This window comes from Leuconostoc pseudomesenteroides KCTC 3652, from assembly GCF_014634745.1.
Taxonomy (GTDB): domain Bacteria; phylum Bacillota; class Bacilli; order Lactobacillales; family Lactobacillaceae; genus Leuconostoc; species Leuconostoc pseudomesenteroides.
This window is the reverse complement of the sequence record NZ_BMBP01000011.1, coordinates 1-24591: the sequence shown is the minus strand read 5'-3', so window position 1 is coordinate 24591 and position 24591 is coordinate 1. Positions and strand designations below refer to the sequence as shown.

Sequence of the window (24591 nt, the reverse complement as noted above, 5' to 3'; positions counted from 1 at the left end):
TAGATGAAGCAATTACAAAAAAGTCAAATTATACGATATTTTACGATTATTCTAGCCTTAGAAATTGTGGCTGTTAGCATTAACTTCTTCTACGCGCCGGCAAAGGTTGCTGCAGGTGGCGCCACAGGTTTTGCTATTTTGGTCAATGAATTAACCGGCGTCGATCGTGCCATTACGGTATTAGTAGTTAATATGATCATGATTGTTTTGGCGGCAATCTTTTTGGATCGTGGCACCACAGCCCGCATTGCGTTGGGCAGTTTTTTATTACCTGTTTTACTGAAAATTACACCTAGTTTTCAAATTCTAACAGATCGTACCTTAGCTGTTTTGGTTGGTGGCAGTATTTTTGCTGTTGGTGTCGCACTTTTGTATCGTATTGATGCTTCGAGTGGCGGTACAGCTGTTCCACCGATGATTCTAAAAAAATACTTTCGTATTACACCAGCCTTGTCTTTACTAGCAATTGATACAGTAGTGTCATTAGGTAATTTAGTGACGCAAGGGCTTGAAGCGCTTATTTTAGCATTGTTTTCATTGGTAATCACGGCGTTTGTGATGAATTATATTGAGACAGGTTTAGACCGACGCAAAATGGTTTATATTACGACTAATGAGCGAATTGACGAATTAAAACAGTATTTGCTAGATGGGGACAAGGGTTTTACGATTATGGATGTTAGAGGCGGTTACATGGGTGATGGCCGAGAAATGTTGATGGTTGTCTTGGACAATCAAGAATACAATCATTTTCTACGAGGCATTCACGAGGTTGATCCCGAGGCGTTCACAATTGCGTATGACATTAGTGAAGCGCATGGCGGTACATTTCTTTAAAGGTATGAATTAGCCATTCATGTCTTTTTTGTTTTTTTATGAATATGCTAAGATGTTTAATGAGGAAAAAACATTATGAAACCCGAAATTACATTTTTGACTACTGACGACATTGCACAAGCAACAACGTTATATATTGACGTATTTTCGAAGGCACCTTGGTGTGAGCAGAATGACTATGACGATATTTTTCGCTATATCACACGTCTTTTACAAATGAATACTAATCGCTGCTATGTTTATAAAAAATCTGACCATATCATAGCCATGGCACTAGGGTATGTGAAACCTTGGCATTTGGGTGTTGAATATCAGTTGGATAATTTTTTTGTTGATGCGAACTATCAAGGACAAGGCGTTGGAACTGAATTACTCGCTTCAATCAAAAATGATTTGATAAAAAATGATATTCCTGCCATTATTTTAGAGACAGAAAGTCATACGCCGGCTGAAAAATTTTATCGGCATAATGGTTTTGATATGTTATCGGCGCAACGGTCACTAACATTAACTTGTCAACTAATTTCATAACTGTTGACCATAAAATGACATTTTTATCATTGATACTGCAATCTTAATAAAAAATGTGATAATATAAAATCACGTGTGAATTTTTTAATTTGGGGATTGAGGGTCATGATATGTCATCTTTTAAATGTATAATTTGTGGTATTATCAGTGCAACTTTATTTGGTATTAGTGGCATACTGGCTAGTATTTTATTTCGACAAGCGACGGTGGCACCAGAATGGCTAGTGGGCGTTAGAATGTTGTGTGCAGGTGCGATTTTACTTTGTGTGCTGACTTTCTTTACTAAAGAGGCTGTTTTTTCGGTTTGGCGGCATAAAAACACAGCATTTTTGATCATTTTGTTTGGTCTTTTTGGTGTTTTGCTGGCGCAATCAAGTTTCTTTTTGTCGGTTTATTATGGGGATGCAGCCACAGCAACAGTGTTGCAATCACTCGGACCGGCGATCATTGTTGTGTTGATGAGTATATTTAGTAAACGGTGGCCATCGCGCGTTGAGTTTGTTGCGATTGTTTTGGCATTATTGGGTGTCTTCTTGTTAGTAACTAATGGTGACATTAACCATCTGAAAATCAATCCAAGAGCACTTTATTGGGGTATTATATCAGCGTTTGGTTTGGTAGGGTATACCTTGATCCCAAAACCGCTGTTACATCAAACCCCACCTTTAGTTATTGTGGGTTGGGGATTATTAATAGGTGGACTGGTCGCTAATTTCATACATCCAGTGTGGCATATTTCGAGGGCTGTTGACTGGCAAGATTTCTGGATTGTTCTCGCAATTGTTTTATTTGGAACGTTGATACCGTATGCACTGTACGTCATGAGCCTAGCAGGTCTAAAACCATCGTCTGCTAGTTTGCTGGGCACGATTGAACCGTTAGTAGCAACGACCTTGTCGGTGACATTACTAGGGACTCACTTGAGAAGCTTGCAGTTGATTGGCATTTTACTCATTTTGTCAACGATTTTGTTGATTAGTTTACCGCTCAAAAAAATATTTACCAATAGAATCATAACTCGTGGGTGATAAAAAGACCGACGAGTTTTTTATTTAAAAATAGACGTTGAATTTTGATATTTTCAATCAAAAAATGTTGACATTTGCAACCAGCGTGATATACTAATAGTTGTAGTTAGCACTCACATATATAGAGTGCTAAAGCGAAAAAAATCTCGGAGGTATGAATCCATGTTGAAGCCATTAGGTGATCGTGTGATTATTGAAGTAACGGAAGCTGCAGAACAAACTGTCGGTGGGATTGTGTTGGCAAGTAATGCTAAAGACAAGCCTGTTACTGGCAAAGTTGTAGCTGCGGGAACGGGTTATGTCTTGAATGATGGCACAATTCGCGATTTGACAGTTAAAGTAGGCGATGAAGTCTTGTTTGATAAGTATGCAGGGCAAGAAGTGTCATTTGAAGGACAAGATTACTTGTCACTTCATGAAAAAGACATTGTTGCAATCGTTGAATAATAATCAAATCAAAGGAGATAGTTAAATCATGGCTAAAGAATTAAAGTTTTCAGAAGACGCACGTTCTAAGATGAAGGCCGGCGTTGATAAGTTAGCTGATACAGTTAAAACAACAATTGGACCTAAAGGTCGTAATGTTGTCTTAGAGCAATCTTATGGTGCACCAACCATTACTAACGATGGTGTGACAATTGCTAAGGCAATCGAATTAGAAGATCACTTTGAAAATATGGGCGCTAAGTTAGTTGCTGAAGTTGCTTCAAAAACTAACGACATCGCCGGTGATGGTACAACAACAGCCACAGTTTTGACGCAAGCTATCGTTGGTGAAGGTCTGAAAAACGTGACGGCAGGTGCTAATCCTGTTGGTATTCGCACTGGTATTGAAAAAGCAACGGCGGCAGCAGTTGCCAAGTTGCACGAAATGTCACATACGGTCAACACTAAAGATGAAATTGCCCAAATTGCTTCAATTTCAGCTGCTAATGAAGAAGTTGGTCATTTGATTGCTGAAGCAATGGACAAAGTCGGCAACGACGGTGTCATTACAATTGAAGAATCAAAGGGTATTGAAACAACATTGGACGTTGTTGAAGGTATGCAATTTGATCGCGGTTATATGTCACAATACATGGTTACTGATAATGACAAGATGGAAGCCAACTTGGACAATCCATATATCTTGATCACTGACAAGAAGATTGGTAACATTCAAGACATTTTGCCAGTTTTGCAGAGTGTCGTTGAACAAGGTCGTGCTTTGTTGATCATTGCTGACGATATTACTGGTGAAGCATTGCCAACATTGGTTTTGAACAAGATGCGTGGTACATTCAACGTTGTAGCTGTAAAAGCACCTGGATTTGGTGACCGTCGTAAGGCGCAACTTGAAGATATTGCCATTTTGACTGGTGGTACAGTAATTACCGATGATCTTGGTCTAAACTTGAAAGATGTTACAATCGAACAACTCGGATCAGCTGCTAAGGTTAATGTTACTAAGGACAATACAACTATTGTTGAAGGTGCTGGTGATAAGCAAGCTACAGCAGAACGTGTGGTAACTTTGAAACAACAAATTTCAGAAACAACTTCTGACTTTGATCGTGAAAAGTTACAAGAACGTTTGGCAAAGTTAGCTGGTGGTGTTGCCGTCATTAATGTTGGTGCGGCCACAGAAACTGAATTGAAAGAACGTAAGTATCGTATTGAAGATGCTTTGAATGCGACACGTGCTGCCGTTGAAGAAGGATTCGTTGCTGGTGGTGGTACAGCCTTGGTTAACGCCATTTCAGCTGTTGAGGCATTGTCTGAAACTGGTGATGTGCAGACTGGTATTAACACAGTGATTAAGGCGCTTGAATCACCAGTTCGCCAAATTGCTGAAAACGCAGGCTTGGAAGGCTCAGTCATTGTCAACAAGCTCAAAGATCAAAAAGAAGGCTTTGGTTACAATGCTGCTACTGACGAGTGGGTTGATATGATTGCTGCTGGTATCGTTGATCCAACCAAGGTAACGCGTTCAGCTTTGCAAAATGCCGCCTCAGTGTCAGCTTTGTTGCTAACAACTGAAGCAGTTGTTGCAGAACAACCTAAAGAAGAAGCACCTGCAATGCCACAAGGTGGTATGCCAGGTATGATGTAAGGACATATTTAACAGCAACCCGTAATGGGGTTGTTTTTTTATTTGAAAAAAACTTGACAAGTGTATCTAATAGATATAATATATTGGAATGGATATATCTATTAGATACACAAGGGGTGCTTTATGTATGAACTATATATTTTAGGTCAGTTGCTATTCACGGACCGCTCAGCATATAAATTACGTTTTGTCTTGGAAAATATTTTGGGCGCTCATCGAAAAGTTAGTTTTGGTGTTTTGTATCCCTTGCTGGACAAGATGAAAGCTGCTGGAACAATTGTGATGACAGATGATCTTGATTGGCGTGGCAAGAAAAAAATACATGTCACGTCCGCTGGGAGAGCTCGTTTTGATGAATTAATGAAAGCGCCAGTACAACAAAATGCGCATTTAGACGATGTTTATTTATTTAAATTATCTGGCTTGGAATTGGTTGATGAACAATTGGCACATCAAATCATCAATGATTTTCGTTCGGAAAAATTAGCGCAACGTGATGGTTACAAGGATCATTTGGCTGATTTAGAAAGTCGACATGCAGGCGCCTCTTTTTTGCCCTCTGCGCGAAGATTGAATCAGTTGCAAATTGATTTAGCCAACACATATTTAGAATATGTCGACAAGATTGAAAGTGAGTTAGAATAATGCAAAATTCAGGACACGAAAAAACAAACCCTAAGCGCTGGTTAGCGTTAATTGCAATTTCACTTGGGGTGTTTATGGCTTTGATTGACACGACAGTTGTCAATGTTGCTTTACCTAGCATTCAAACGAGTTTGAATGCATCATATTCTGATTTACAATGGGTCATTTCCTCTTATACAATTGTTTTTTCAGTCTTGTTGTTAATTTGGGCAAAACTGGGTGATTTATACGGTCGCAAATTGATGTTTATGATTGGACTAGTTATCTTCACGATTGGTTCTGGGCTTGATGCTGCATCAACGACCATTGGCATGTTACATATTTTCCGTGCAATCCAAGCTATTGGTGGATCTGCACTCATGTCACTATCATTTGCTTTAATTGGCACAAGTTTTGATGGCAAAGAGCGTGGTATTGCTTTGGGCATTTTGAGCTCAATTATTGGTCTTTCAACTGCTTCGGGTCCACTGTTAGGTGGTTGGCTTGTTGATGCGTTTTCATGGCAATCTATTTTCACAATTAATTTGCCGGTTGGCGTCGTAACATTGATTTTGGCATGGCTTTTCATTTCTAACAAACAGGTCCATCATGCTAGTGGCCGAGTCGATTTTTTGGGTATGCTGTTATCTGCTGGGACAATTTTTTCTTTGGTTTTTGGCTTGGTTCAAAAGGAAATGCACACTAATTGGGGTTGGGGTGAGCTTCAAGTGGCTGGCTACTTGGCAGCAGCTGTTATCTTGTTTGCATTGTTCATTTGGCGACAAAAGACTGCTAAAAATCCCATGATGGATTTGAGCATGTTCAAATCATCTTCATTTACAGGTGCAGTTATTATTGCATTTTTCTTGGGTGCTGGTTTGTATGGCTTTTTTGCTTACCTTTCTACCTTTATGCAAAACTATGTCGGCTATACAGCTTGGCAAACTGGGTTGCGTCAAGCAACTATATCAGGTTTCTCACTGATTTTAGGACCAATCGCTGGTATGTTGACAAATCGTTTACGACATGGCTATATGCTGGCATTTTCAGCCTTCTTTATAGGAATTGGCTTGTTTACCTTGAGCGCATTGACGAGCGAGACAGCGACATTTGCTGATTTCTGGCCTGCATTTATTATTATTGGTATCGGAGGTGGCTCGATAAATCCGCCAATGACAACAGCGGCGATGTCGTCGGTCCAACCTTATCAAATGGGAATGGCTTCGGGCATGATTTCGACTTTCATGCAAGTTGGGGTTAGTTTTGGTGTGGTGTTCCAAGGATTGCGATTGGCCGATGGCTATCAAACAGGGTTGACACATCATTTTGTTACTTTAAGTCATGTACCGAATGCTATCATCACGGCATTACACAAAGTCTTGGTTGAGGCAGGACCGTTTTCTGGTCATGCAATTATTACTAGCAAGCGTGTTTTAGCTACACCTTATGCTCATGAGTTAGAATTAGCTGTTCGACAAGCATTTGATTATGGTTTCATCAATGTTACACGTTTGGATGCGATTCTGTTGATTATTGGTGGTGTTCTCGCTGCAATTCTGATCAAAACAGGTGGCAATAATCCTTCATAATGGTACAAAATAAAAACACGGCATACCGGATGATGAACACCCGATATGTCGCGTTTTTATTTATGTTAAAGATTGAAAAATTGTCATCAAAGTGACCCAAAACGGTTAGTTGAAAACAACAGTATGTTTCTGTTTAATATTGGCATTAAAGATATCCAAAACGTTGATAATTGTTTTTAATGATACAACTCACAGTTTCTGAAAGAGAGTGGTCAGGATTTTCCGTGATAAGCAATAAAGACTGTAATTTAACCATGAACAACGAAACATTACCATAAGCATCAAATTCATCTGCATTAATATGGTTTAGGTCTGTTAGCCATTCTGTCAACTCTTCATCAGTTATCAATTTGGTATGACTCAAATGCTGAACGGGTATGACCAAACGCCCAGGTTCATCGGCTGTGAGCAAAAATGGACGATGCAATACATTTTTAATTGCAGTCAAGAATGCAATAATATCTTGGTGATTTAATGATTGAAAATTAATGATTTCATCAATCAAATCAGCGCTGTGTGCAATACCATGAGCCCAGCCGTGTAAAGTTAAACCTCTGAAATCATGTTCTAATTGCAAATAAGAAATGGTTTGCTTAATAAGTTCTCGTTCTTGTTGTTGCGACAAAAATGGTGAGTTATTGTGGCGATAAGCTAACGCTGCCAAAAAGAGTGCCGTAAAACTTCTTTTGAAAATGGACTCATTGTCCTGAGAATTATCAATGTTGGTGAGTAAAAATCGATTACGCAACAAACGTTGTGTTACTTCTTGCTGTTGCTTTAATGTTAAGTTGCCAGCTGTCACTGCCTCTGCAAATAGGTTGTAATTTAACGTGTCCCGGAGTTCTGAATCTAGTGAGCCAATATTTGTAATCATCTGATCTAACAAATCGTCTGGAATAGATTGGCCTTCAGATTGACTTAGCCATTGCAATTTTTCTTTTAGCGACATGCCAAATGTTCACTCCTTAATCCAAATATTAAGCCAATGCACCCATTGGGTCCCAAGGGGCGAGCAATTTTGGCGTAGCGTTATCATAAATATCGACTAAGTCAGCGCCGAGGAATTCTTTTTTGACCACAACTTGGTAGGCATATTCACTCATCCATTCGTCAGACATTGTGAAATATCCTTTTTTACCGGCTTTTTCACCCCATGAATTTTCGACTTTCCACTTGGTTGGTTGACCATTTTCGTCAAAATCAACACCGGTCAATACCATAGCATGTGTCATTAAACTTTCGCCATAGTCAAGGCGTTGGGCCTTTGTCATTGTTGAATCAATGTCAAATAGTGAATCAGTTGCAAAGACGCCGTCCGCCATCAGACCATTGTCGCGATCTACTTGAGGTCCCATATCAACACCAAACCAGACGCTTTGACCTGCTTTCAATTGTGCAATAGCAAGTGATTTCATTTTATCAATAGTCACGTTGAGGTGCTTAACTTCTCGTCCACCGACAACGTTGCCAAGCATATCAACATTATAAGTGGCATTAAATGGCTTGTCATCAGTAGGCGCATTAATAATTGAAACGTAATTGCCCAAATCCCAACCAACAAATTTGTCGAAATAGGTTTGAGGTGTCAAATCACGCTCAATGTGGAAGTTCTGTGATTCATCACGATACTCAAAGTCAAATTTAACTGGTGGTTCACCAAATGTAATTGACAAGACGCGGTAGACATTAGCCAACATTTTCTGACGTGTATTTGCAATTTCTTGCTCACCGGCGTGATTAGCTACTAGTTCCCGCAAAATAACAGCATCGTGGCGCAAAAGTGTGTTGAATGTCGTGTTAAACTCTTTTGACGCAGAAGAGGCTTGGGACTCTGGATAAGCTGATTGTGGTACAACACCATACTTGTCGATGATGGCAACAATCATATCCCATTGACCGCCATCTTGTTGTGGCGTTGCTAATAAGAAAGCGACGCGACGTGAATCCAGTGGTTCATTGGCAGTGTTTAAAATATTTTCATAAAAGTAATTAGCTTTTTCAAATTTATCCCAGAAAAAAGTGTAACTTTGAGACAATTGGAACTCGTCGCTGAGATGAAACATATCTTTCATGTCATGACGCATGGTATTCAAAGCAGCAAACATCCAGCAACGACCAGATTGTTTTTGATTAGCGACTTTGCCTGTATCAAGGTCAATGGCGAAAGTTGGCACGTTGGCATTAACAACCTCTTGATTGTAACTTGCATTGTTAATACCATTTTTGGTGACGGCACGGCGAACAACTGCATTTTGTGACGTTGCTGTTGCTTCACGGAATTGTGCAATTGATTGTGTTGTAATTTCTGAAGACATAATGAACTCCTTTTTAATAATAAGTCCAATATAGCGCTTTTTAAGATGTGCTTCAAGGGACGGTGTCAGCAATTTGTTGTGTGGTATGATAATTACCGAGGTAATATACGATGACTTTTTATTCTGCCAAGTATTTGGTACAACAAACTAACATTAATGATACAATCGGCATTTATTTGATGGTGATTGCTTTTGTGTTCATGGCTGTTGGTGCAGTGGCGTTTTTGCGGAATCGTATGCAAACACGTTATCGTGACTTAAGTATTATTGCGTTGCTATTATTTCTTTTTTTGGCGGGTGCTCGATATACGGACTATCAGCAAGCCAAATCACGTGATGATCAACAAACCCAAATGGCTTCATTTGTCAGTGAATTTGCGACGACACAGGGTGTTGCGAAAGATAAGATATTTTTTAACACGCAAGCTGTCAGTGATGGCATGATTGTTAAAATGTCTAAAAAATATTATCGTGTCACTATTAGTGCAGATCAGCAATCCTATAGTTTAACGCGTGCTTATCTAGTTAATCCGGAAGTGAAGGTTGTCAAATGAGTATTTATTTACCAATTTTAACGAAGCTTGCCATTGGTCTATTTGCCTTAATCGTGCAAATCAATATTATGGGCAAAGGCAATTTGGCACCAACTAATGCACTGGATCAAGTGCAAAACTACGTTTTAGGTGGCATTATTGGTGCCGTCATTTACTCTGACACTATCACTGTGTTTCAATTCACCATTGTGCTGATCATTTGGACAATGTTGGTGATGACGGTCAAATTCATGAAAGAACATAATCACTTCGTCAAGCTCCTTATTGACGGACAGCCAAAAGTAGTGGTTGAGCGTGGTGAAGTAGCTATTAAAAATGTGTTGCGTGCCGGTCTATCTGCGAATGACTTGATGTTTAAATTACGTGCGCAAAGTGTTTACGATCTTTCCAAAGTTAAGCGTGCCGTTCTAGAGCAGAATGGTCAACTAACCGTGATTCTTGAAGGTGAAGAAAATATGAAGTATCCCATCATTTTTGATGGCCAAATTAACGCTGATTTACTTGATTTAATTGGTCGTGATTCAGAATGGTTGGCAGACGAGGTCAAGCGACAAGGATATGAGCAAGTCAGTGATATTTTTGTTGGCGAGTATCTTGACGGACAGGTGCGTTTAACACCATACGAACGTCATTAAAGTGTAAACGCTTGCATTTTAGGCTAAAAAGTATCATGATTAGCTTAGAAGAAGGTGCAACAAATGACAAAACAAGTAGGATTAACGGATAAGCAACAACTGGCGGCACTGACGCATGCTGCGGAAAGAGCCCAATTACCTTTTCTAGCTGAAAGCCAAGATGAGCTAAGAGTTTGGATTGACCATGACGAGAATATTTTTGTCGCTATCAAAGGCGGACCAACAGGTTTTCAGGCAGATCTTTTATTTGGTGATGTTGGTATTATGATTCTAAAGAAGAATCTAGAATTACCCACGGAAGCTGACTTGTTAGCCTTTATGTCACTGATTACTAATGACGATGTACAAGATTTTCTCTTAGGGTATGTTTTGGAAGCACCTAAAAAAGGACGAGACGCTTATTTTCAAGCTTTAGATCAGCAATTTGATGATTTTGTTGCGGCACTTTAATTGTGTCGCGTTTTTATTTTCTGATACAATGAATATCAGAGGATTTTTGAAATGATGACACCAAAACAATTTTTAGATTTAGTTGAAATTCGCGTGGTGATTCCTAGTGTTGCGCCTCTTTTGGTCGGATTGGTGTACAGTCAATGGCAGTATAGCAGATTAAATTGGTTAAACGCTGCATTATTGATTATTGCGACTGTCAGTGTGCATCTTGCGGTGAATACGTTCAATCGCTATGAAGATAATAAGCGACAAAAAGCAAACGATTTTTTGAGGGAACAAGCTGCTGGTGAGGTGATTACTGATAAACAAGTTTTACATGTTGCCATGTGGTTGGCGTTAATTGCTGTTTTAGCGGGCATTACAGTGGCGTTGTTGACTGACTATGTGACATGGATTATTGGTATTTTGAGTTTTGTGATTGGTTATTTGTACTCTGCCGGTCCAAAGCCAATTACCAATACGCCGTTTGGTGAAATTGTCTCAGGTATTACAATGGGATACTTTATATTTGTGGCACAAGTGTACGTCAACACGAGAATGACACCAACGGTGAGTGTCTTGTTTCAATGGTTTATTGTCAGTTTCCCGTTGGTGATATTTATTGCAGAAATTATGTTTGCGAATAATATTGCCGATCATGATGAGGATGAAAGCAATAATCGACATACATTGGTCCATTATATGGGGATTGCGTTGGCTAAGCGCATGTATGTTTTTTTTGCCATTTTGGCGTTTGTTGAATTGCTGATTGCTACAAGTGTGGGCTGGTTACCAATTACGACATACGCTATGATTGCACTGTTACCAATTGTCTTAAAAAATGCCAAGGGCTTTGTAGACCGCCCAATCAAAAGAGAGACATTTGTTTTGGCCATTAAAAATTTGGTTGTTGTGATGTTGGGGATGACCGTTGTGATTATGGCTGGTATATGGTTATAAAAAAATCTGTGATGTTTAACGTGGATTTAAAAAGTTAGCGTAACTTTTTAAATCCGCATTGTATGTCACAGATTTTTTATTTGAAGCGATTTAAATTTTCGACACTATCAACAGTGTATTGTTTTTTTTCTAAATGTTTGATAAGCTTGTCTAACTGTTCACTTTCTGCCTGTAGGGGTAATGTGAAAAGAACGGTCAACGGTTTACCTTCAGAGCGAATCGTTAATAAAGATTCGACGTTTGAGTAACGAGTGATAATCTTCGATATTTTACTTAGATCACCCTGCTTATTATGTGTTGCCACAGCGATAGCAACACCGCCAGAGCGAACGGACCAACTTTGAGATAATAAATCCATTAAAGCATCGTGTGTGAAAATGCCATAAAATTGATGATTTTCATCTAAAACAGCTATAAAAGGTAAATCGCGAATGGCAAAGAAAACCTCGTAGAATTTACTTGTGGTATAAATAAATTTAGTTGAGTTGCGCATAATAGCCGTTGCTGGCAAACTCATATCACCGCCTTTGGCAATGTGTTCAAAGACGTGTTGTTTATAAATGTTCCCACGAAAAAGGCGTCCAGACTCATCTAATATAGGCATGGTGCGAGTGTGAGCGTTGTCTGGATTATCGAAAATATCATAAACTTCTTGAATTGTCGTATTTTCGGTCACAGTGGTCAATTGTGATTTTGGGATAACTAAAGATTTTTGAAACATATTCGTGTCCTAATCTAATTTTTTTATCATGAAACCGCCATACAATATGATAACACAAAATCACGCTGCGCGCGTGGTATACTGGAAGAAGTGAAATTATAGAAAGAAATAGTCATTATGAAATTTATTTTTGGGTTAGGAAACATTGGTGAAAAGTACGATCAGACGCGTCATAACATTGGATTCATGGCAATTGATGCTTTTGCGGCTGCTCACAATGCAACTTTTTCACCAACAAAGCAGTTTGCATTAACCGCTAAAATTCAAGTTGATGGCGTACCAGTTATGCTGGTCAAGCCGACCACTTATATGAATGATTCAGGTAAAGCGGTTCGGGCAATTTTAGATTACTATGATGGTGATGTGACTGATATCATGGTGTTAGCTGATGACATGGATATGCCCTTTGGCAAATTACGTTTTCGTGCGAAAGGATCAGCCGGTGGACACAATGGACTCAAAAGTATTATGGCGCACACAGATTCACAAACATTTTTGCGCTTGAAGTTTGGACTGGGACACCCAGAGCATGAAAAACAAGTGGTGATTAACTATGTTTTGGGTCATTTTTCAAAAGCAGAGTCAGAAATCGTCGAGACAATGCTTGCACGCAGCACGCAGGCCATTTCTGATTGGATCAACGGGGCAACAATCGCCGAGTTAAGCAATCAATATAACGGGTAAATGAGTTTAGTTAAATATTTAAGTCAAACAGATACAATTCAAACAATTGTCAAACAAGCAACTGGTGCCGCAACACAGTTGCTTTTAGGCGTGAATGGCACAGTAAAGGCAGCAAGCATTGCCGCTATTTTTAATGCTAATCCCCGTCAAATTCTGGTCATTGCTGACACACAAACACACGCGGAACAACTTTATTTTGACGTTGCTGCATTAGTTGATGATGTATACCAATTTCCAGCAGAAGAATCAGTGGCAACGGAGATGGCGATTAGTTCATCAGAATTACGCTTGCAGCGTTTACAAACACTGATGGCACTCGTGACTGGTCAACCTATGATAGTTGTGACTAATTTAGCGGGTGCAGAACGTCTACTGCCTGATATGGCAACCGTGACGGCTGCTCGCTTGACGATTCGCGTTGGTGAGACCTATGAATTTTCAGAGATCAAGAACACGTTGATGATGATGGGGTACTCACCAGTAAAGCTCGTACAAACACCCGGTGAGTTCGCGCAACGTGGTTCAATCATTGACATTTATCCGCTAACAGCCAACGATCCGATTCGTTTGGATTTTTTTGACGATGAATTAGATCAATTAAAACAATTTGATGTTACAAGCCAAAAAAGCATCGCTAGTTTAGAAGCAGTAACAATTGATCCAGCAACTGACTTTGTTGTGTCAGAGTCACAATACGATCAGGCTAAATTAGCCATTGAAACCGCGTTTAGTGATAATCGTACCCGCCTAAATGGGGCTGCAAAAAAACATGCTACTGACGGTTTTGCTTTAACACAACATGTTCTAAATGCCCATGAACGTGGACCGGAATTGTTGCCTTATATGCAATATTTTTTCAATGGACAAACAACCTTACTCGATTATTTTCGTGATGACGCCTTGATAGTGATTGATGAGTACACGCGTCTCACCGAAACAAGATTACAGCAATTAACCCGTGACCAAGAATGGATTGACAAACAAATTGAAAGCTTTCAATTATTGCCACACCAAACGTGGCGTGTTGACATTGCTGATCAAATTGCGCATAATCAACGCACCAGTTTATATTTGGCCAACTTTCAACGTGGTTTGAATCGTATTAAATTTGATGCAATGGTTGAAATAACAACGCGACCAGCGAACCAATATTATGGCCAAATCAATGCCCTCAAGAATGATTTAACATACGCACAAGAAGCTGGGACGACAGTCATTTTGATGATTGATGATGCCAAGCAGCGCCATGATTTTGCGTCGTCACTTGTTGATTTTAAAATACCAATTACTGAAACAACCGAAGTTTTACCTAATCAAGTTCAGATTATGTCTGGCGCGTTGACAACGGGATTTGAGTGGCCACAGTTGCATTTGACAGTATTCACGCAACGAGAATTATTTGCACAAACGCACAAAACAGCACCACGTACGCGAAAGATTGCTAACGCAGAGCGTTTGAAATCGTATAATGAGTTGAACGTTGGTGATTATGTCGTTCACATTAATCATGGTATTGGACGTTACGAAGGCCTTCAAACCATTGAAGCAGATGGTGGCAAGCAAGATTATCTATCAATTGCTTATCAACAAAACGCTAAGATTTTCATTCCAGTGACGCAACTGAATTTAATTCAGAAATATATCGGTGCGTCAGATGCTGCTAAGGCACCAAAGCTGAATAAGTTAGGTGGCAGTGAATGGGCTAAAACCAAGCGACAAGTTGCCGCAAAAATAGAAGATATTGCGGATGATTTGCTTGAATTATATGCCAAGCGTGAAGCACAACAAGGATTTGCATTTCCACCGGACGATACGGCGCAATTGAAGTTTGATACAGCCTTTCGCTATCCTGAAACCCCAGACCAAATTCGCAGTATCGAAGAAATTAAAGTTGATATGCAAAAAATCAGACCAATGGATCGCTTATTGGTCGGGGATGTCGGCTTTGGTAAGACGGAAGTTGCCTTACGTGCAGTGTTTAAAGCGGCTCGTGCTGGGAAACAAGTTGCCTTTTTAGCACCAACAACGATTTTGGTACAACAACATTATGAAACAATGAAAGCGCGGTTTGACGATTTTCCAGAAATCAGAATTGGCGTATTGAGTCGCTTTCAGACGCCATCTCAAAACAAAGCAGTGATTAGCCAGCTCAAGGCACATGAATTAGATGTTGTGGTTGGTACGCATCGTTTGTTGAGTCAAGATGTTAACTTTGCTGACTTAGGGTTGTTGATTATTGATGAAGAACAACGTTTTGGCGTCAAACATAAAGAACGCCTCAAGCAGTTGCGCATTAGCGTTGATGTGTTGACATTGACAGCGACGCCAATTCCTAGAACATTGAATATGGCAATGGTCGGAGCACGTGATTTGTCAGTCATTGAGACACCACCAGCCAACCGTTATCCCATTCAGACTTATGTCATGGAAGCTGATTGGACTGTGGTACGTGATGCCATTGAAAAAGAAATTGCACGTGATGGCCAAGTCTTCTATTTACACAACCGTGTGATGGATTTAGATCGTGTTGTGAGTCAAATCGAAGATCTTGTGCCAAGTGCCAGAGTGGCAGCAATTCATGGCCAAATGTCTGAGACACAGTTAGAAAGTATTTTATATGATTTCTTGAATGGTGAATATGATGTTTTGGTGACAACAACAATTATCGAAACTGGTGTGGATATTCCTAACGCTAATACGTTAATTGTGGAAAATGCTGATCACATGGGATTGTCACAATTGTATCAATTGCGTGGTCGGGTTGGAAGATCAACACGACTAGCTTATGCATATTTCACTTATCCATTTACTAGAACACCTTCTGAAGAAGCTGAAAAACGATTGGAAGCAATTCGCGACTTTACTGAATTGGGCTCTGGTTTTAAAATTGCAATGCGTGATTTGAGTATTCGTGGTGCGGGTGATTTGTTAGGGAAGCAACAACATGGCTTTATTGACTCTGTGGGTTATGATATGTATACACAGATGTTGAAAGACACTGTTGCTCAAAAGCAAGGGCAGGCTGTTACTTCAGATCAACCAGAAACAGATGCTGAGCTGATTTTAGGAGTTCTAGCTTATTTACCAGACGATTATGTCAGTGATAATGCGCAAAAAATTGAACTTTATACACGGGTACGGCAAGCAAAGACAGACGATGTGTTTGAAGATATTGAAGCGGACATGTTGGATCGATTTGGCGAAATGCCGGATGAAGTGGCTCGCTTATTGTTGGTCGGTCGGATTAAACAATTAGCTGATCAAGCGCAAATTGTCAATATACGGCGTCAACGTAAGCAGTTAACCATTACATTTAATGCACAAGCCACGGCAAAGTTATCAGGTGAGACGATTTTTGAAGCGCTCATAGATGTGCCACTGAAAGCAGCAGTACGAACCGAATCAGGTGACTTGCAGGTAATATTGACCGTTAATGATGTTGCTGAAAGCAGTATATGGCTCAATATTTTGAGAGATTTCCTATTAGTCGTGATTGAAAAAGAACAAACTGAACTAGAAAAGGAGTAACTTATGCGTTTAGATAAATACCTTAAAATTTCTCGCTTAATTAAGCGGCGTACCGTTGCAAAGAAAATTGCCGATCAGGGACGTATTTCAATTAATGGTAAGGTGGCAAAGTCTTCAACAGATGTTGCTACAAACGATGAACTTGAAATTCGTTTTGGTAACAAAACGGTGACTGTTAAAGTGGTTAAGATTGTGGAAACGACCAAAAAAGAAGAATCTGCTGACATGTACGAAGTTTTGCGTGAAACGTATGCGCAAGACTTTCGAGAAGTCGGTGACGAAAAGTAAGCACAATTATTAAACAAATCTAAAGATTGTTGAAAAGTGTTAAAGAACGTGCGACACTTGTTATAGGTAAAATTCACATGGCGGTTTATAGACAAAAAAAACAATCAAATATTACGCCACTTAATCCAGCAATTGCACGTGAAATTCAAAATTCTGAATTAGCAAATGCACAGGCAGCGAAGCATTATCGTAGAGCCCATGCGCGTCGCGAGAAAAACATTTTATTGATTGGCGCGCTAGTGGCGACTATTTTTGCCGTGCAATTATTGATTGGTCAGGTAAAACTACATGCGGCTAATCAGCAGCTGACCAAAACTCAGGATCGCTTGGAACACGTTCAAAAAACAAATACGCAGTTAGCGACAAATGTTAAGCGTCTTAAAAATCCTACTTATTTGCAACAATTACTACGCGATAAATATGGTTACTCAAAACCCGGCGAAATCATTTATAACTTACCTGCAGATAATAACTAGGAGAAGCACCCGAAGGGGTGCCTTTTTCATAATAATGGAAAAAATTAAACAAGCAATTAAACAAAAGTCGTGGCCAGCAACGGTTATTGTGGCTGTTTCTGGTGGCGTGGACTCTGTTGTGTTACTCCACGCACTAGCGCAAATGCCAATCCGGATTGTCGTCGCGCACGTCAACTATCATTTACGTCCAGAAAGCGATGCAGATGCGTCTTTTGTGGCCAAACTAGCCCAAAAAATGAATGTCATTTTTGAACAGCGTGACTGGCAAAACAGACCTAATCATGCCGTTGAAAAAGAAGCTCGAATTTTTCGCTATGATTTTTTTAATGCGTTAGCAAATCGGTATCAAACGGACACCATCGTCGTGGCGCATCATGCTAATGACCAGGCAGAAACAGTTTTATTGAAAATGATTAGAGGTGGTCAATTACGTCAGATGGCGGGCATGATGACTAAAACGAACCGTATTATTCGTCCTTTTTTGACGTTGACTAAACAAGAATTAATTGCCTATGCTCATCGTAATCAGTTGAAATGGCGAGAAGATAGTACTAACTCGGATCCCGATTACACGCCGAGAAACTTATTGCGTAATGATGTGCTGCCAAAACTCACAACCATTAATGCGCAAGCTGTTCGACATATTAATGACATGGCGCAACAAATTCAAAATCAAGAACGTTTAATTGACGAACAAGCTGCCATTTATGCGCAAAATATCGCGTCTTGGCATACGATTCCACAGGCATGGCAGGCACCTACATTAAAATATTGGTTGCAAGCACAACAAATATTTAATATTAAAGAGAGCCAAATTTTGCAAGCGCTTCAACTTCTCAATAATGATTCAAAGCCAAATGGTCGTATTACTTTGAATCAAGGTGTGCAACTAGTCAAAAGCTATAATCAACTTGGACTACAAAAAGAGCAAAATAGGAACCAAGTTTTGTCGCCACTTATGTTAAAATTGAATCAACGGTATTTTTTGGCAAATAAGTCATGGTTATGGACTGATCACGAGCCAATTCTTGACGATTCTGCTGTTGCATTTTCAATCGGTTCCGAAAAGGCAGTGCTTTGCTTGCGTTTGGCTAACGCTAGTGATAAAATTGCTCTCATAAACGGCCATAAAAAGTTGAGACGACTAGCAATTGATGAAAAACTAACGTTACAAGAACGTGAAGCAATGTTAGTGCTTACAACGGCGGATGATCGTATTGTCGCAGTGCAGGTACGCAACGATGAATGGCGTGTCAGTGCAGAATATACTGTTAAACAAAATACGCAGCCAAATTGGCTTGTATGGCGAATTGAGGAAACATAAGTGGATAACGATATAGAAGAAGTCTTGTACGATCAGGCAAGCATTCAGCAAGCTGCCCAGCGTTTAGGTAAGCAAATTACTGAAGATTACGCAGGCGAGCGTCCCTTGTTCTTGTCAGTGTTGAAAGGTGCTTACCTTTGGACGGCTGATTTGATCCGTGAGGTTGATTTATACGCAGAATTAGAATTTATTAAAATTTCTAGTTATCACGGCGGCGTTGCAAGTACTGATGAAATCACATTGGTGACAGACATTCGGTCAGATGTTCAGAATCGTGATGTGATTATTTTAGAAGATATTGTCGATACTGGTCAATCCTTGCTGTTTATGAAAGAATTACTGGCTAAACGGGGTGCGCGATCAATTAAAGTTGCGACTTTATTGGACAAAAAAGAGGGACGTAAGGTTGAAGTAACTGCTGACTATATTGGCTTTGATGTCCGTAATCAATTTGTGGTCGGATATGGTCTAGATTACAAAGACTTTTATCGGAACTTACCGTACGTTGGTATTTTGAAAAAAGAAGTGTACACCAAATAGAAATTGAGGAATTACGATGAAAAATAACAAAGGCGGTTTCTTTCGAAATAGTATTTTCTACGTCTTTATCTTTCTTGTTGTTGTTGGCATGTTTTATGGCTTGTTCGGTAACGATAAGTCAACGACTAAAACCTTAACATCAAGTGAATTTATTAAGGCGCTGAATGACAAAGAAATCAAGTCAATTACAGTGCAACCTGGTAACAGTATTTATAATATTACTGGTACTTATAAAAAAGCACAAACTGCTTCTAAAGATAGCGGTATTAGTTTCTTACAGCCAACTCAAAAGGTGACAAAATTCACGTCAACTTTGCTACCTAACGATGCCTCATTGAAGGAAGTTACGCAAGCTGCAAGCAAGACGAAGACTGAATTAGTTACAAAACAGGCTGAAAATTCTGGTTTTTGGCTAAACTTGTTGGTATCACTCATTCCAGTGTTGCTAATCGTGGCTGTCTTCTATGTCATGATGAATCAAGCTGGTGGTGGTAAAGGCGGTCAAGGCGGTATGATGAGCTTTGGCAAGTCAAAGGCTAAGCCATCAGATCCCAAAGACAATAAAGTTCGGTTCGCCGATGTCGCTGGTGCAGAAGAAGAAAAACAAGAACTGGTTGAAGTTGTTGAATTCTTAAAATCACCAAAGAAATTTGTGAGTTTAGGGGCTCGTATACCAAAGGGGGTTCTTTTGGAAGGACCTCCGGGAACTGGTAAGACATTACTGGCAAAGGCTGTCGCTGGTGAAGCCAGTGTACCATTCTTCTCAATGTCTGGTTCGGACTTCGTGGAAATGTTTGTTGGTGTTGGTGCTTCACGTGTTCGTGACTTGTTTGAAAACGCTAAGAAGTCTGCCCCAGCAATTATTTTCATTGATGAAATTGATGCTGTTGGTCGTCGCCGTGGTACCGGAATGGGTGGCGGTAACGATGAACGTGAACAAACTCTGAACCAAATTTTGATTGAAATGGATGGTTTTGAAGGTTCAGAGGGTGTAATTATTTTGGCTTCTACCAACCGTTCAGATGTATTGGATCCGGCTTTGCTTCGTTCTGGTCGATTTGATCGTAAGATTTTGGTTGGTGCACCAGATGTTAAAGGACGTGAAGCAATTTTGAATGTTCACGCCAAAAATAAGCCATTAGCTGACAACGTTGATTTGAAAGCAATTGCGCAACAGACACCAGGATATGTCGGTGCCGACTTAGAAAACTTGTTGAACGAAGCAGCGTTGTTAGCAGCTCGTCGCAATAAGAAAAAGGTTGATGCTGCTGATATTGATGAAGCGGAAGATCGTATTTTCCAAGGTCCTGCGAAAACAAATCGTGGTATGTCAGAATCAGAACGACGTACAACCGCTTATCACGAAGCGGGGCATGCGTTGGTTGGGTTGGTCCGTTCAGAAGCTTCAGTTGTTCGTAAGGTAACAATCGTCCCACGTGGTCGCATTGGTGGTTATGCCCTAATGACGCCCAAAAACGATCGTTACAACTTGAAGTATTCTGAAGCTAAGGAACAATTAGCTGGTTTGATGGGTGGTCGTGCCGCCGAAATCTTCATGTTTAATGAAGCAAGTTCTGGTGCTTCCAACGATTTCCAGCAAGCAACAGGATTGGCACGTCAAATGGTAACTGCTTTTGGTATGTCAGATAAGTTAGGTATGGTACAACTTGAAGGTAATGCCAGTGTTGGTTATGCTGATCAAGGTGGCAATCGCGCATATTCTGAAGAAACTGCACGTCTGATTGATGAAGAAGTTCGTCGTTTGGCACAAGAGGCTTTCAACGATGCGTTAACGATTTTGCAAGAGCACAAAGATAAGTTGACAGCTATTGCTGAAGCTTTGCTTGAAGTTGAAACGTTGGACGAAAGACAAATTAAAGACATTTATGAAACGGGTGAATTTACACGTAAAGATGTCCAAGATGATGATCAATTGGCAACTGCCAAGTCGTTTGAAGAAGCTAAGGCAGCAGCCGATGCAAAAGATTCTCAAGCTGAAGAAAAATATGAACATCCAGATAGTGAGTCAAAAGATGATGATACAACTTCCGATTCAGAAGTTGTTGAAGCACCTGATGATGCACCAACTGATGACAATCATGATAAAAATTAGTAAAATAGAAGTTGACCGTCAGGTCGACTTTTTTATTTGAAGTTAAGGAAAATAATTAAATGGCTGATCAGTTTATTAAGGCAATTACAAAAAATAATGACTTTCGTGCATTTGCTGTGAATGGGACAAATTTAGTTCGAGAAGCAGCACAAACTCATGATACATCGCGTATCGCTTCGGTTGTTTTGGGTCGTGGTTTATTAGCATCAACGTTAATGGCACAGGCTGTTTTAAAAGGGGAAGAACGTCTCTCAATTCAGCTCAATGGCCGTGGACCAATTGGCAACGTTGTGGTAGAAGCAGACGCTAAAGGCAGTGTACGCGGGTATGTGACCAATCCGCAACTAGATGTGATATTGAATGATGCCGGACAATTGGATGTTGCGCAAGCAGTCGGGCACAATGGGGTTTTGCAAGTAACCAAATTTGCACCATACGCCAATCCCTATATTGGACAAAGTCAATTGGTGAGCGGTGAAATTGGTGATGATTTTACTTACTATTTGGCACAGTCTGAACAAATTCCATCGGCAATTGGTGTTTCGGTTTATATGAACGAAGATGATACAGTTGGTGTGGCAGGTGGATTCTTAGTACAAGCATTACCAGGCGCCAGCGATGCATCAATTGATCAACTTGAGAAAGCACTGGCTAACATGCGACCGCTATCTGATATGCTGTCAGATGGGTACACACCGCTAGACATCTTAGAAGAAATATTTGGAAAAGGTGAAGTTAATATTTTGCAAACAGCCGGTGTCGGTTTAGCAGCCGAACCACCAAAATCTGCTTATGCTAAGATGTTAGCGACGTTACCGGCAGAAGAAATAAAAGCCATGATTGATGAAGATGATGGTGCAGAAGTTGTGGGTAAGTTTTCAGGCAAACGTTACTTTTTCACAGCAACAGAATTGCGAGAAATTTTGAAACAAATTGAAGAAAACAACGCATAATTTTGAGATTATGCTGTTTTTTTGGTATGATATTTAATTAGTGGGAGTGCGTTCAAAAAGCGCTCATCAGGGAAGGATTTTATACGAATGGCTGAAGAAAAAGCCCTTAATGATCAAATGTTAGCCCGTCGTCAGAAGTTAGCGACTCTTGTTGATGATTTACATTTAGATCCATTTGGCAAACGATTCGAACGCTCAGCTAAAGCGCAAGAATTACATGATTTGTACGATAATAGTACTTTAGAAGAACTTGAAGCAGGACAACATGAGGTGACGATTGCTGGCCGTATGGTGGCTAAGCGTGGTGCCGGTAAAGTTATTTTTGCGGACTTTCGCGACGTGTCAGGCAAAATCCAAGTTTATGCTAAGCGTGATGACTTAGGCGAAAATTACCCAATTATTAAGCGCGCTGACTTGGGTGATTTTCTTGGTATTAAGGGTATCATGATGAAGACGGAAGCCGGCGAATTAACAGTTTTGGCAACGCATTTGACACACTTGTCAAAAGCACTTCGCCCAATGCCTGATAAGTTCCATGGTATTTCAGATGTCGAAACACGCTACCGTAAGCGTTATTTGGATTTGATTGCTAATGAGGAATCATTCAAAAAGTTCCAACAACGGTCACACATTATATCAGCCATTCGCGCTTACATGGACAAAAATGAGTTCTTAGAAGTGGAGACACCCATTCTACAAACAGAAGCTGGTGGCGCTGCCGCTCGTCCATTCATCACACATCACAATGCTTTGAACATTGATATGTATATGCGTATTGCCACAGAACTTTATTTGAAGCGCTTGGTTGTTGGTGGCATGGAACGTGTTTATGAAATCGGACGTATTTTCCGAAATGAAGGGATGGATCCCAAGCATAATCCTGAATTTACGACGATGGAATCGTATGCGTCTTATTGGGACTTCACTGATGTCATGAACGAAACCGAAGGTATTTTTAAGGCAGCGGCAGGCGTTGTTTCTGATGACCTAAAAATTACTTATCAAGGCACTGAAATTGATCTATCAAAGAATTTTGCACGTGCACACATGATTGACTTGATTAAGGATCGCACTGGTGTTGATTTTTGGCAAGATATGTCAGTTGAAGCGGCTCAAAAGTTAGCAGATGAGCATCATGTCAAATACGAAAAGTATTGGGCAGTTGGTCACATCATCAATGCATTCTTTGAGGAATTTGTTGAAGATACTTTGGTTCAACCTACATTTGTCTATGGTCATCCTGTTGAAGTCTCACCTTTAGCAAAACGTAACGCTGACGATTCACGTTTCACGGATCGTTTTGAGTTGTTTATCATGGGTGGTGAATATGCCAATGCCTTCACTGAATTAAATGATCCTATCGACCAGCGGGCACGCTTTGAAGCACAGGCTGCCGAACGTGAAAATGGTAATGATGAGGCTGAGGGTATTGATGAAGACTTTATTGAGGCTTTGGAATACGGTATGCCACCAACGGGTGGATTAGGTGTTGGTATTGACCGTTTGATTATGTTACTGACTGATTCTGACACAATTCGTGATGTGGTTTTGTTCCCAACGATGCGTCCAGAATAAATGAATCATTCGATTTATTAGAAAACTATTGACAAATTGCTGCACAATTAGTTATAATTATTAAGTTGTGTCAGCAATGTTATTCCGACTTAGCTCAGTTGGTAGAGCACCTGACTGTTAATCAGGTTGTCGCCGGTTCGAGCCCGGCAGTCGGAGTTTTATGAGAAGCAAACCAGTTGGTTTGCTTCTTTTTTCAACTAATAAATGGTTGACATGACGGGTTGTTCATGGCATAATAAAATAGTTGTGTTAAGCAACAAATGTCATTCCGACTTAGCTCAGTTGGTAGAGCACCTGACTGTTAATCAGGTTGTCGCCGGTTCGAGCCCGGCAGTCGGAGTCATGCCGACGTAGCTCAGTTGGTAGAGCACGGGTATCGTAAACCTGGGGTCGGAGGTTCGAATCCTCTCGTCGGCATATCTACTTATCAATTTATAATCATATAAATGCTTAACTTCTTCCAAACAGAGAAGTTGAGCATTTTTTATATTTATCTAAATCAACAACGAAAACACCGTTAAGAAATGTTGGTATGTGATTGTTCATGACATTGCTTTTTTCTGAATATTAACTGCAAAATTGATCTACCATTTTTTACTACGATATTTATTTGTAATGAAAAACAGTGGTCATTTAAGTTGTTGGTTGACATTAGTTTGAATGGGATGTAATATTATCTATAACGATTTTTAGAATGAAACGAATTGAACAGGAAAGTAACAGTTTATCAAAGCCAAGAAAGCTAACGGGTGATGTAAGTTAGCGTGCGTGCGATTGTGAAAATGACCTGTG

The 24591-nt window shown here is 40.0% G+C and carries 23 protein-coding genes and 3 tRNA genes; 23 read left to right on the top strand and 3 right to left on the bottom strand.

Annotated features, from left to right (window positions below; all coding sequences use genetic code 11):
• Positions 1–3: 3 nt before the first annotated feature.
• The 7 genes from IEU65_RS09365 (at position 4) to IEU65_RS09335 (ending at position 6701) form a co-directional block, all read left to right on the top strand.
• Positions 4–837: a YitT family protein gene (locus IEU65_RS09365; protein WP_010291288.1), complete on the top strand. Its 834-nt coding sequence runs from the start codon at positions 4–6 to the stop codon at positions 835–837.
• A 75-nt stretch (positions 838–912) separates the two neighbouring features.
• Positions 913–1368 carry a GNAT family N-acetyltransferase gene (locus IEU65_RS09360; protein ID WP_010291291.1) on the top strand — a complete coding sequence of 152 codons (456 nt, stop codon included), beginning with the start codon at positions 913–915 and terminating at the stop codon, positions 1366–1368.
• A gap of 110 nt (positions 1369–1478) precedes the next feature.
• Complete coding sequence (locus IEU65_RS09355; RefSeq protein ID WP_010291293.1) at positions 1479–2396, top strand: EamA family transporter; 918 nt, start codon at positions 1479–1481, stop codon at positions 2394–2396.
• 162 nt (positions 2397–2558) lie between these two features.
• A complete protein-coding gene (gene groES / locus IEU65_RS09350; protein WP_004914841.1) occupies positions 2559–2843 on the top strand; it encodes a co-chaperone GroES in 285 nt (94 codons plus the stop codon).
• 28 nt (positions 2844–2871) lie between these two features.
• Positions 2872–4488 (top strand): chaperonin GroEL, encoded by a 1617-nt coding sequence (gene groL, locus IEU65_RS09345; RefSeq protein WP_010291294.1) that lies wholly within the window; start codon positions 2872–2874, stop codon positions 4486–4488.
• A gap of 123 nt (positions 4489–4611) precedes the next feature.
• Positions 4612–5133 carry a PadR family transcriptional regulator gene (locus IEU65_RS09340; RefSeq protein WP_010291295.1) on the top strand — a complete coding sequence of 174 codons (522 nt, stop codon included), beginning with the start codon at positions 4612–4614 and terminating at the stop codon, positions 5131–5133.
• Positions 5133–6701 (top strand): MFS transporter, encoded by a 1569-nt coding sequence (locus tag IEU65_RS09335; protein ID WP_010291296.1) that lies wholly within the window; start codon positions 5133–5135, stop codon positions 6699–6701. The genes IEU65_RS09340 and IEU65_RS09335 overlap by 1 nt, the downstream gene beginning before the upstream one ends.
• Positions 6702–6846: 145 nt before the next feature.
• Here IEU65_RS09335 and IEU65_RS09330 read toward each other — a convergent pair whose 3' ends face one another.
• Positions 6847–7650, bottom strand: a complete 804-nt coding sequence (locus IEU65_RS09330) for a DUF2785 domain-containing protein (protein WP_010291297.1) — start codon at positions 7648–7650, stop codon at positions 6847–6849.
• Between the two features lie 28 nt (positions 7651–7678).
• Positions 7679–9016 (bottom strand): C1 family peptidase, encoded by a 1338-nt coding sequence (locus IEU65_RS09325; protein ID WP_010291300.1) that lies wholly within the window; start codon positions 9014–9016, stop codon positions 7679–7681.
• A 110-nt stretch (positions 9017–9126) separates the two neighbouring features.
• On the opposite strand from IEU65_RS09325, the gene IEU65_RS09320 reads away from it, so the two are divergent.
• The 4 genes from IEU65_RS09320 to IEU65_RS09305 all read left to right on the top strand — a co-directional run bounded on the left by IEU65_RS09320 (position 9127) and on the right by IEU65_RS09305 (position 11597).
• The gene (locus IEU65_RS09320) at positions 9127–9570 is read left to right on the top strand and encodes a DUF3290 domain-containing protein (RefSeq protein WP_010291302.1); all 444 of its coding nucleotides are present in this window, start codon (positions 9127–9129) and stop codon (positions 9568–9570) included.
• Positions 9567–10205 (top strand): DUF421 domain-containing protein, encoded by a 639-nt coding sequence (locus IEU65_RS09315; protein WP_010291304.1) that lies wholly within the window; start codon positions 9567–9569, stop codon positions 10203–10205. The genes IEU65_RS09320 and IEU65_RS09315 overlap by 4 nt, the downstream gene beginning before the upstream one ends.
• A 63-nt stretch (positions 10206–10268) precedes the next feature.
• A complete protein-coding gene (locus IEU65_RS09310) occupies positions 10269–10655 on the top strand; it encodes a hypothetical protein (RefSeq protein ID WP_010291306.1) in 387 nt (128 codons plus the stop codon).
• Positions 10656–10709: 54 nt separating this feature from the next.
• Positions 10710–11597 (top strand): prenyltransferase, encoded by an 888-nt coding sequence (locus IEU65_RS09305; RefSeq protein ID WP_147652026.1) that lies wholly within the window; start codon positions 10710–10712, stop codon positions 11595–11597.
• Between the two features lie 76 nt (positions 11598–11673).
• Here the strand turns inward: IEU65_RS09305 and cbpA are convergent, their stop codons facing one another.
• On the bottom strand, positions 11674–12318 hold the full coding sequence (gene cbpA / locus IEU65_RS09300; RefSeq protein ID WP_010291311.1) for a cyclic di-AMP binding protein CbpA: 645 nt from the start codon (positions 12316–12318) through the stop codon (positions 11674–11676).
• A 117-nt stretch (positions 12319–12435) separates the two neighbouring features.
• Between cbpA and pth the strand changes: the two genes are divergently transcribed.
• The 12 genes from pth (at position 12436) to IEU65_RS09240 (ending at position 24216) form a co-directional block, all read left to right on the top strand.
• Positions 12436–13002 carry an aminoacyl-tRNA hydrolase gene (gene pth, locus IEU65_RS09295; RefSeq protein WP_004915057.1) on the top strand — a complete coding sequence of 189 codons (567 nt, stop codon included), beginning with the start codon at positions 12436–12438 and terminating at the stop codon, positions 13000–13002.
• Entirely contained in the window at positions 13003–16530 is a 3528-nt protein-coding gene (gene mfd, locus IEU65_RS09290) for a transcription-repair coupling factor (RefSeq protein WP_010291314.1), read from the top strand.
• A 3-nt stretch (positions 16531–16533) separates the two neighbouring features.
• Entirely contained in the window at positions 16534–16818 is a 285-nt protein-coding gene (locus IEU65_RS09285) for an RNA-binding S4 domain-containing protein (RefSeq protein WP_010291317.1), read from the top strand.
• A gap of 77 nt (positions 16819–16895) precedes the next feature.
• Complete coding sequence (locus tag IEU65_RS09280) at positions 16896–17294, top strand: FtsB family cell division protein (protein ID WP_031941245.1); 399 nt, start codon at positions 16896–16898, stop codon at positions 17292–17294.
• Positions 17295–17328: 34 nt separating this feature from the next.
• The gene (gene tilS / locus IEU65_RS09275) at positions 17329–18618 is read left to right on the top strand and encodes a tRNA lysidine(34) synthetase TilS (RefSeq protein WP_010291320.1); all 1290 of its coding nucleotides are present in this window, start codon (positions 17329–17331) and stop codon (positions 18616–18618) included.
• A complete protein-coding gene (hpt, locus tag IEU65_RS09270) occupies positions 18619–19158 on the top strand; it encodes a hypoxanthine phosphoribosyltransferase (protein WP_010291323.1) in 540 nt (179 codons plus the stop codon).
• 16 nt (positions 19159–19174) lie between these two features.
• Complete coding sequence (gene ftsH, locus IEU65_RS09265) at positions 19175–21271, top strand: ATP-dependent zinc metalloprotease FtsH (protein ID WP_010291325.1); 2097 nt, start codon at positions 19175–19177, stop codon at positions 21269–21271.
• A gap of 59 nt (positions 21272–21330) precedes the next feature.
• Positions 21331–22224, top strand: a complete 894-nt coding sequence (gene hslO, locus IEU65_RS09260) for an Hsp33 family molecular chaperone HslO (protein ID WP_010291327.1) — start codon at positions 21331–21333, stop codon at positions 22222–22224.
• 87 nt (positions 22225–22311) lie between these two features.
• Complete coding sequence (gene lysS / locus IEU65_RS09255) at positions 22312–23799, top strand: lysine--tRNA ligase (RefSeq protein WP_010291328.1); 1488 nt, start codon at positions 22312–22314, stop codon at positions 23797–23799.
• An 83-nt stretch (positions 23800–23882) separates the two neighbouring features.
• A tRNA-Asn gene (locus IEU65_RS09250) sits at positions 23883–23955 on the top strand.
• A 111-nt stretch (positions 23956–24066) separates the two neighbouring features.
• Positions 24067–24139: transfer RNA gene (locus tag IEU65_RS09245), tRNA-Asn, on the top strand.
• A gap of 4 nt (positions 24140–24143) precedes the next feature.
• Positions 24144–24216, top strand: a tRNA-Thr gene (locus tag IEU65_RS09240).
• The last annotated feature ends 375 nt before the right edge of the window (positions 24217–24591 follow it).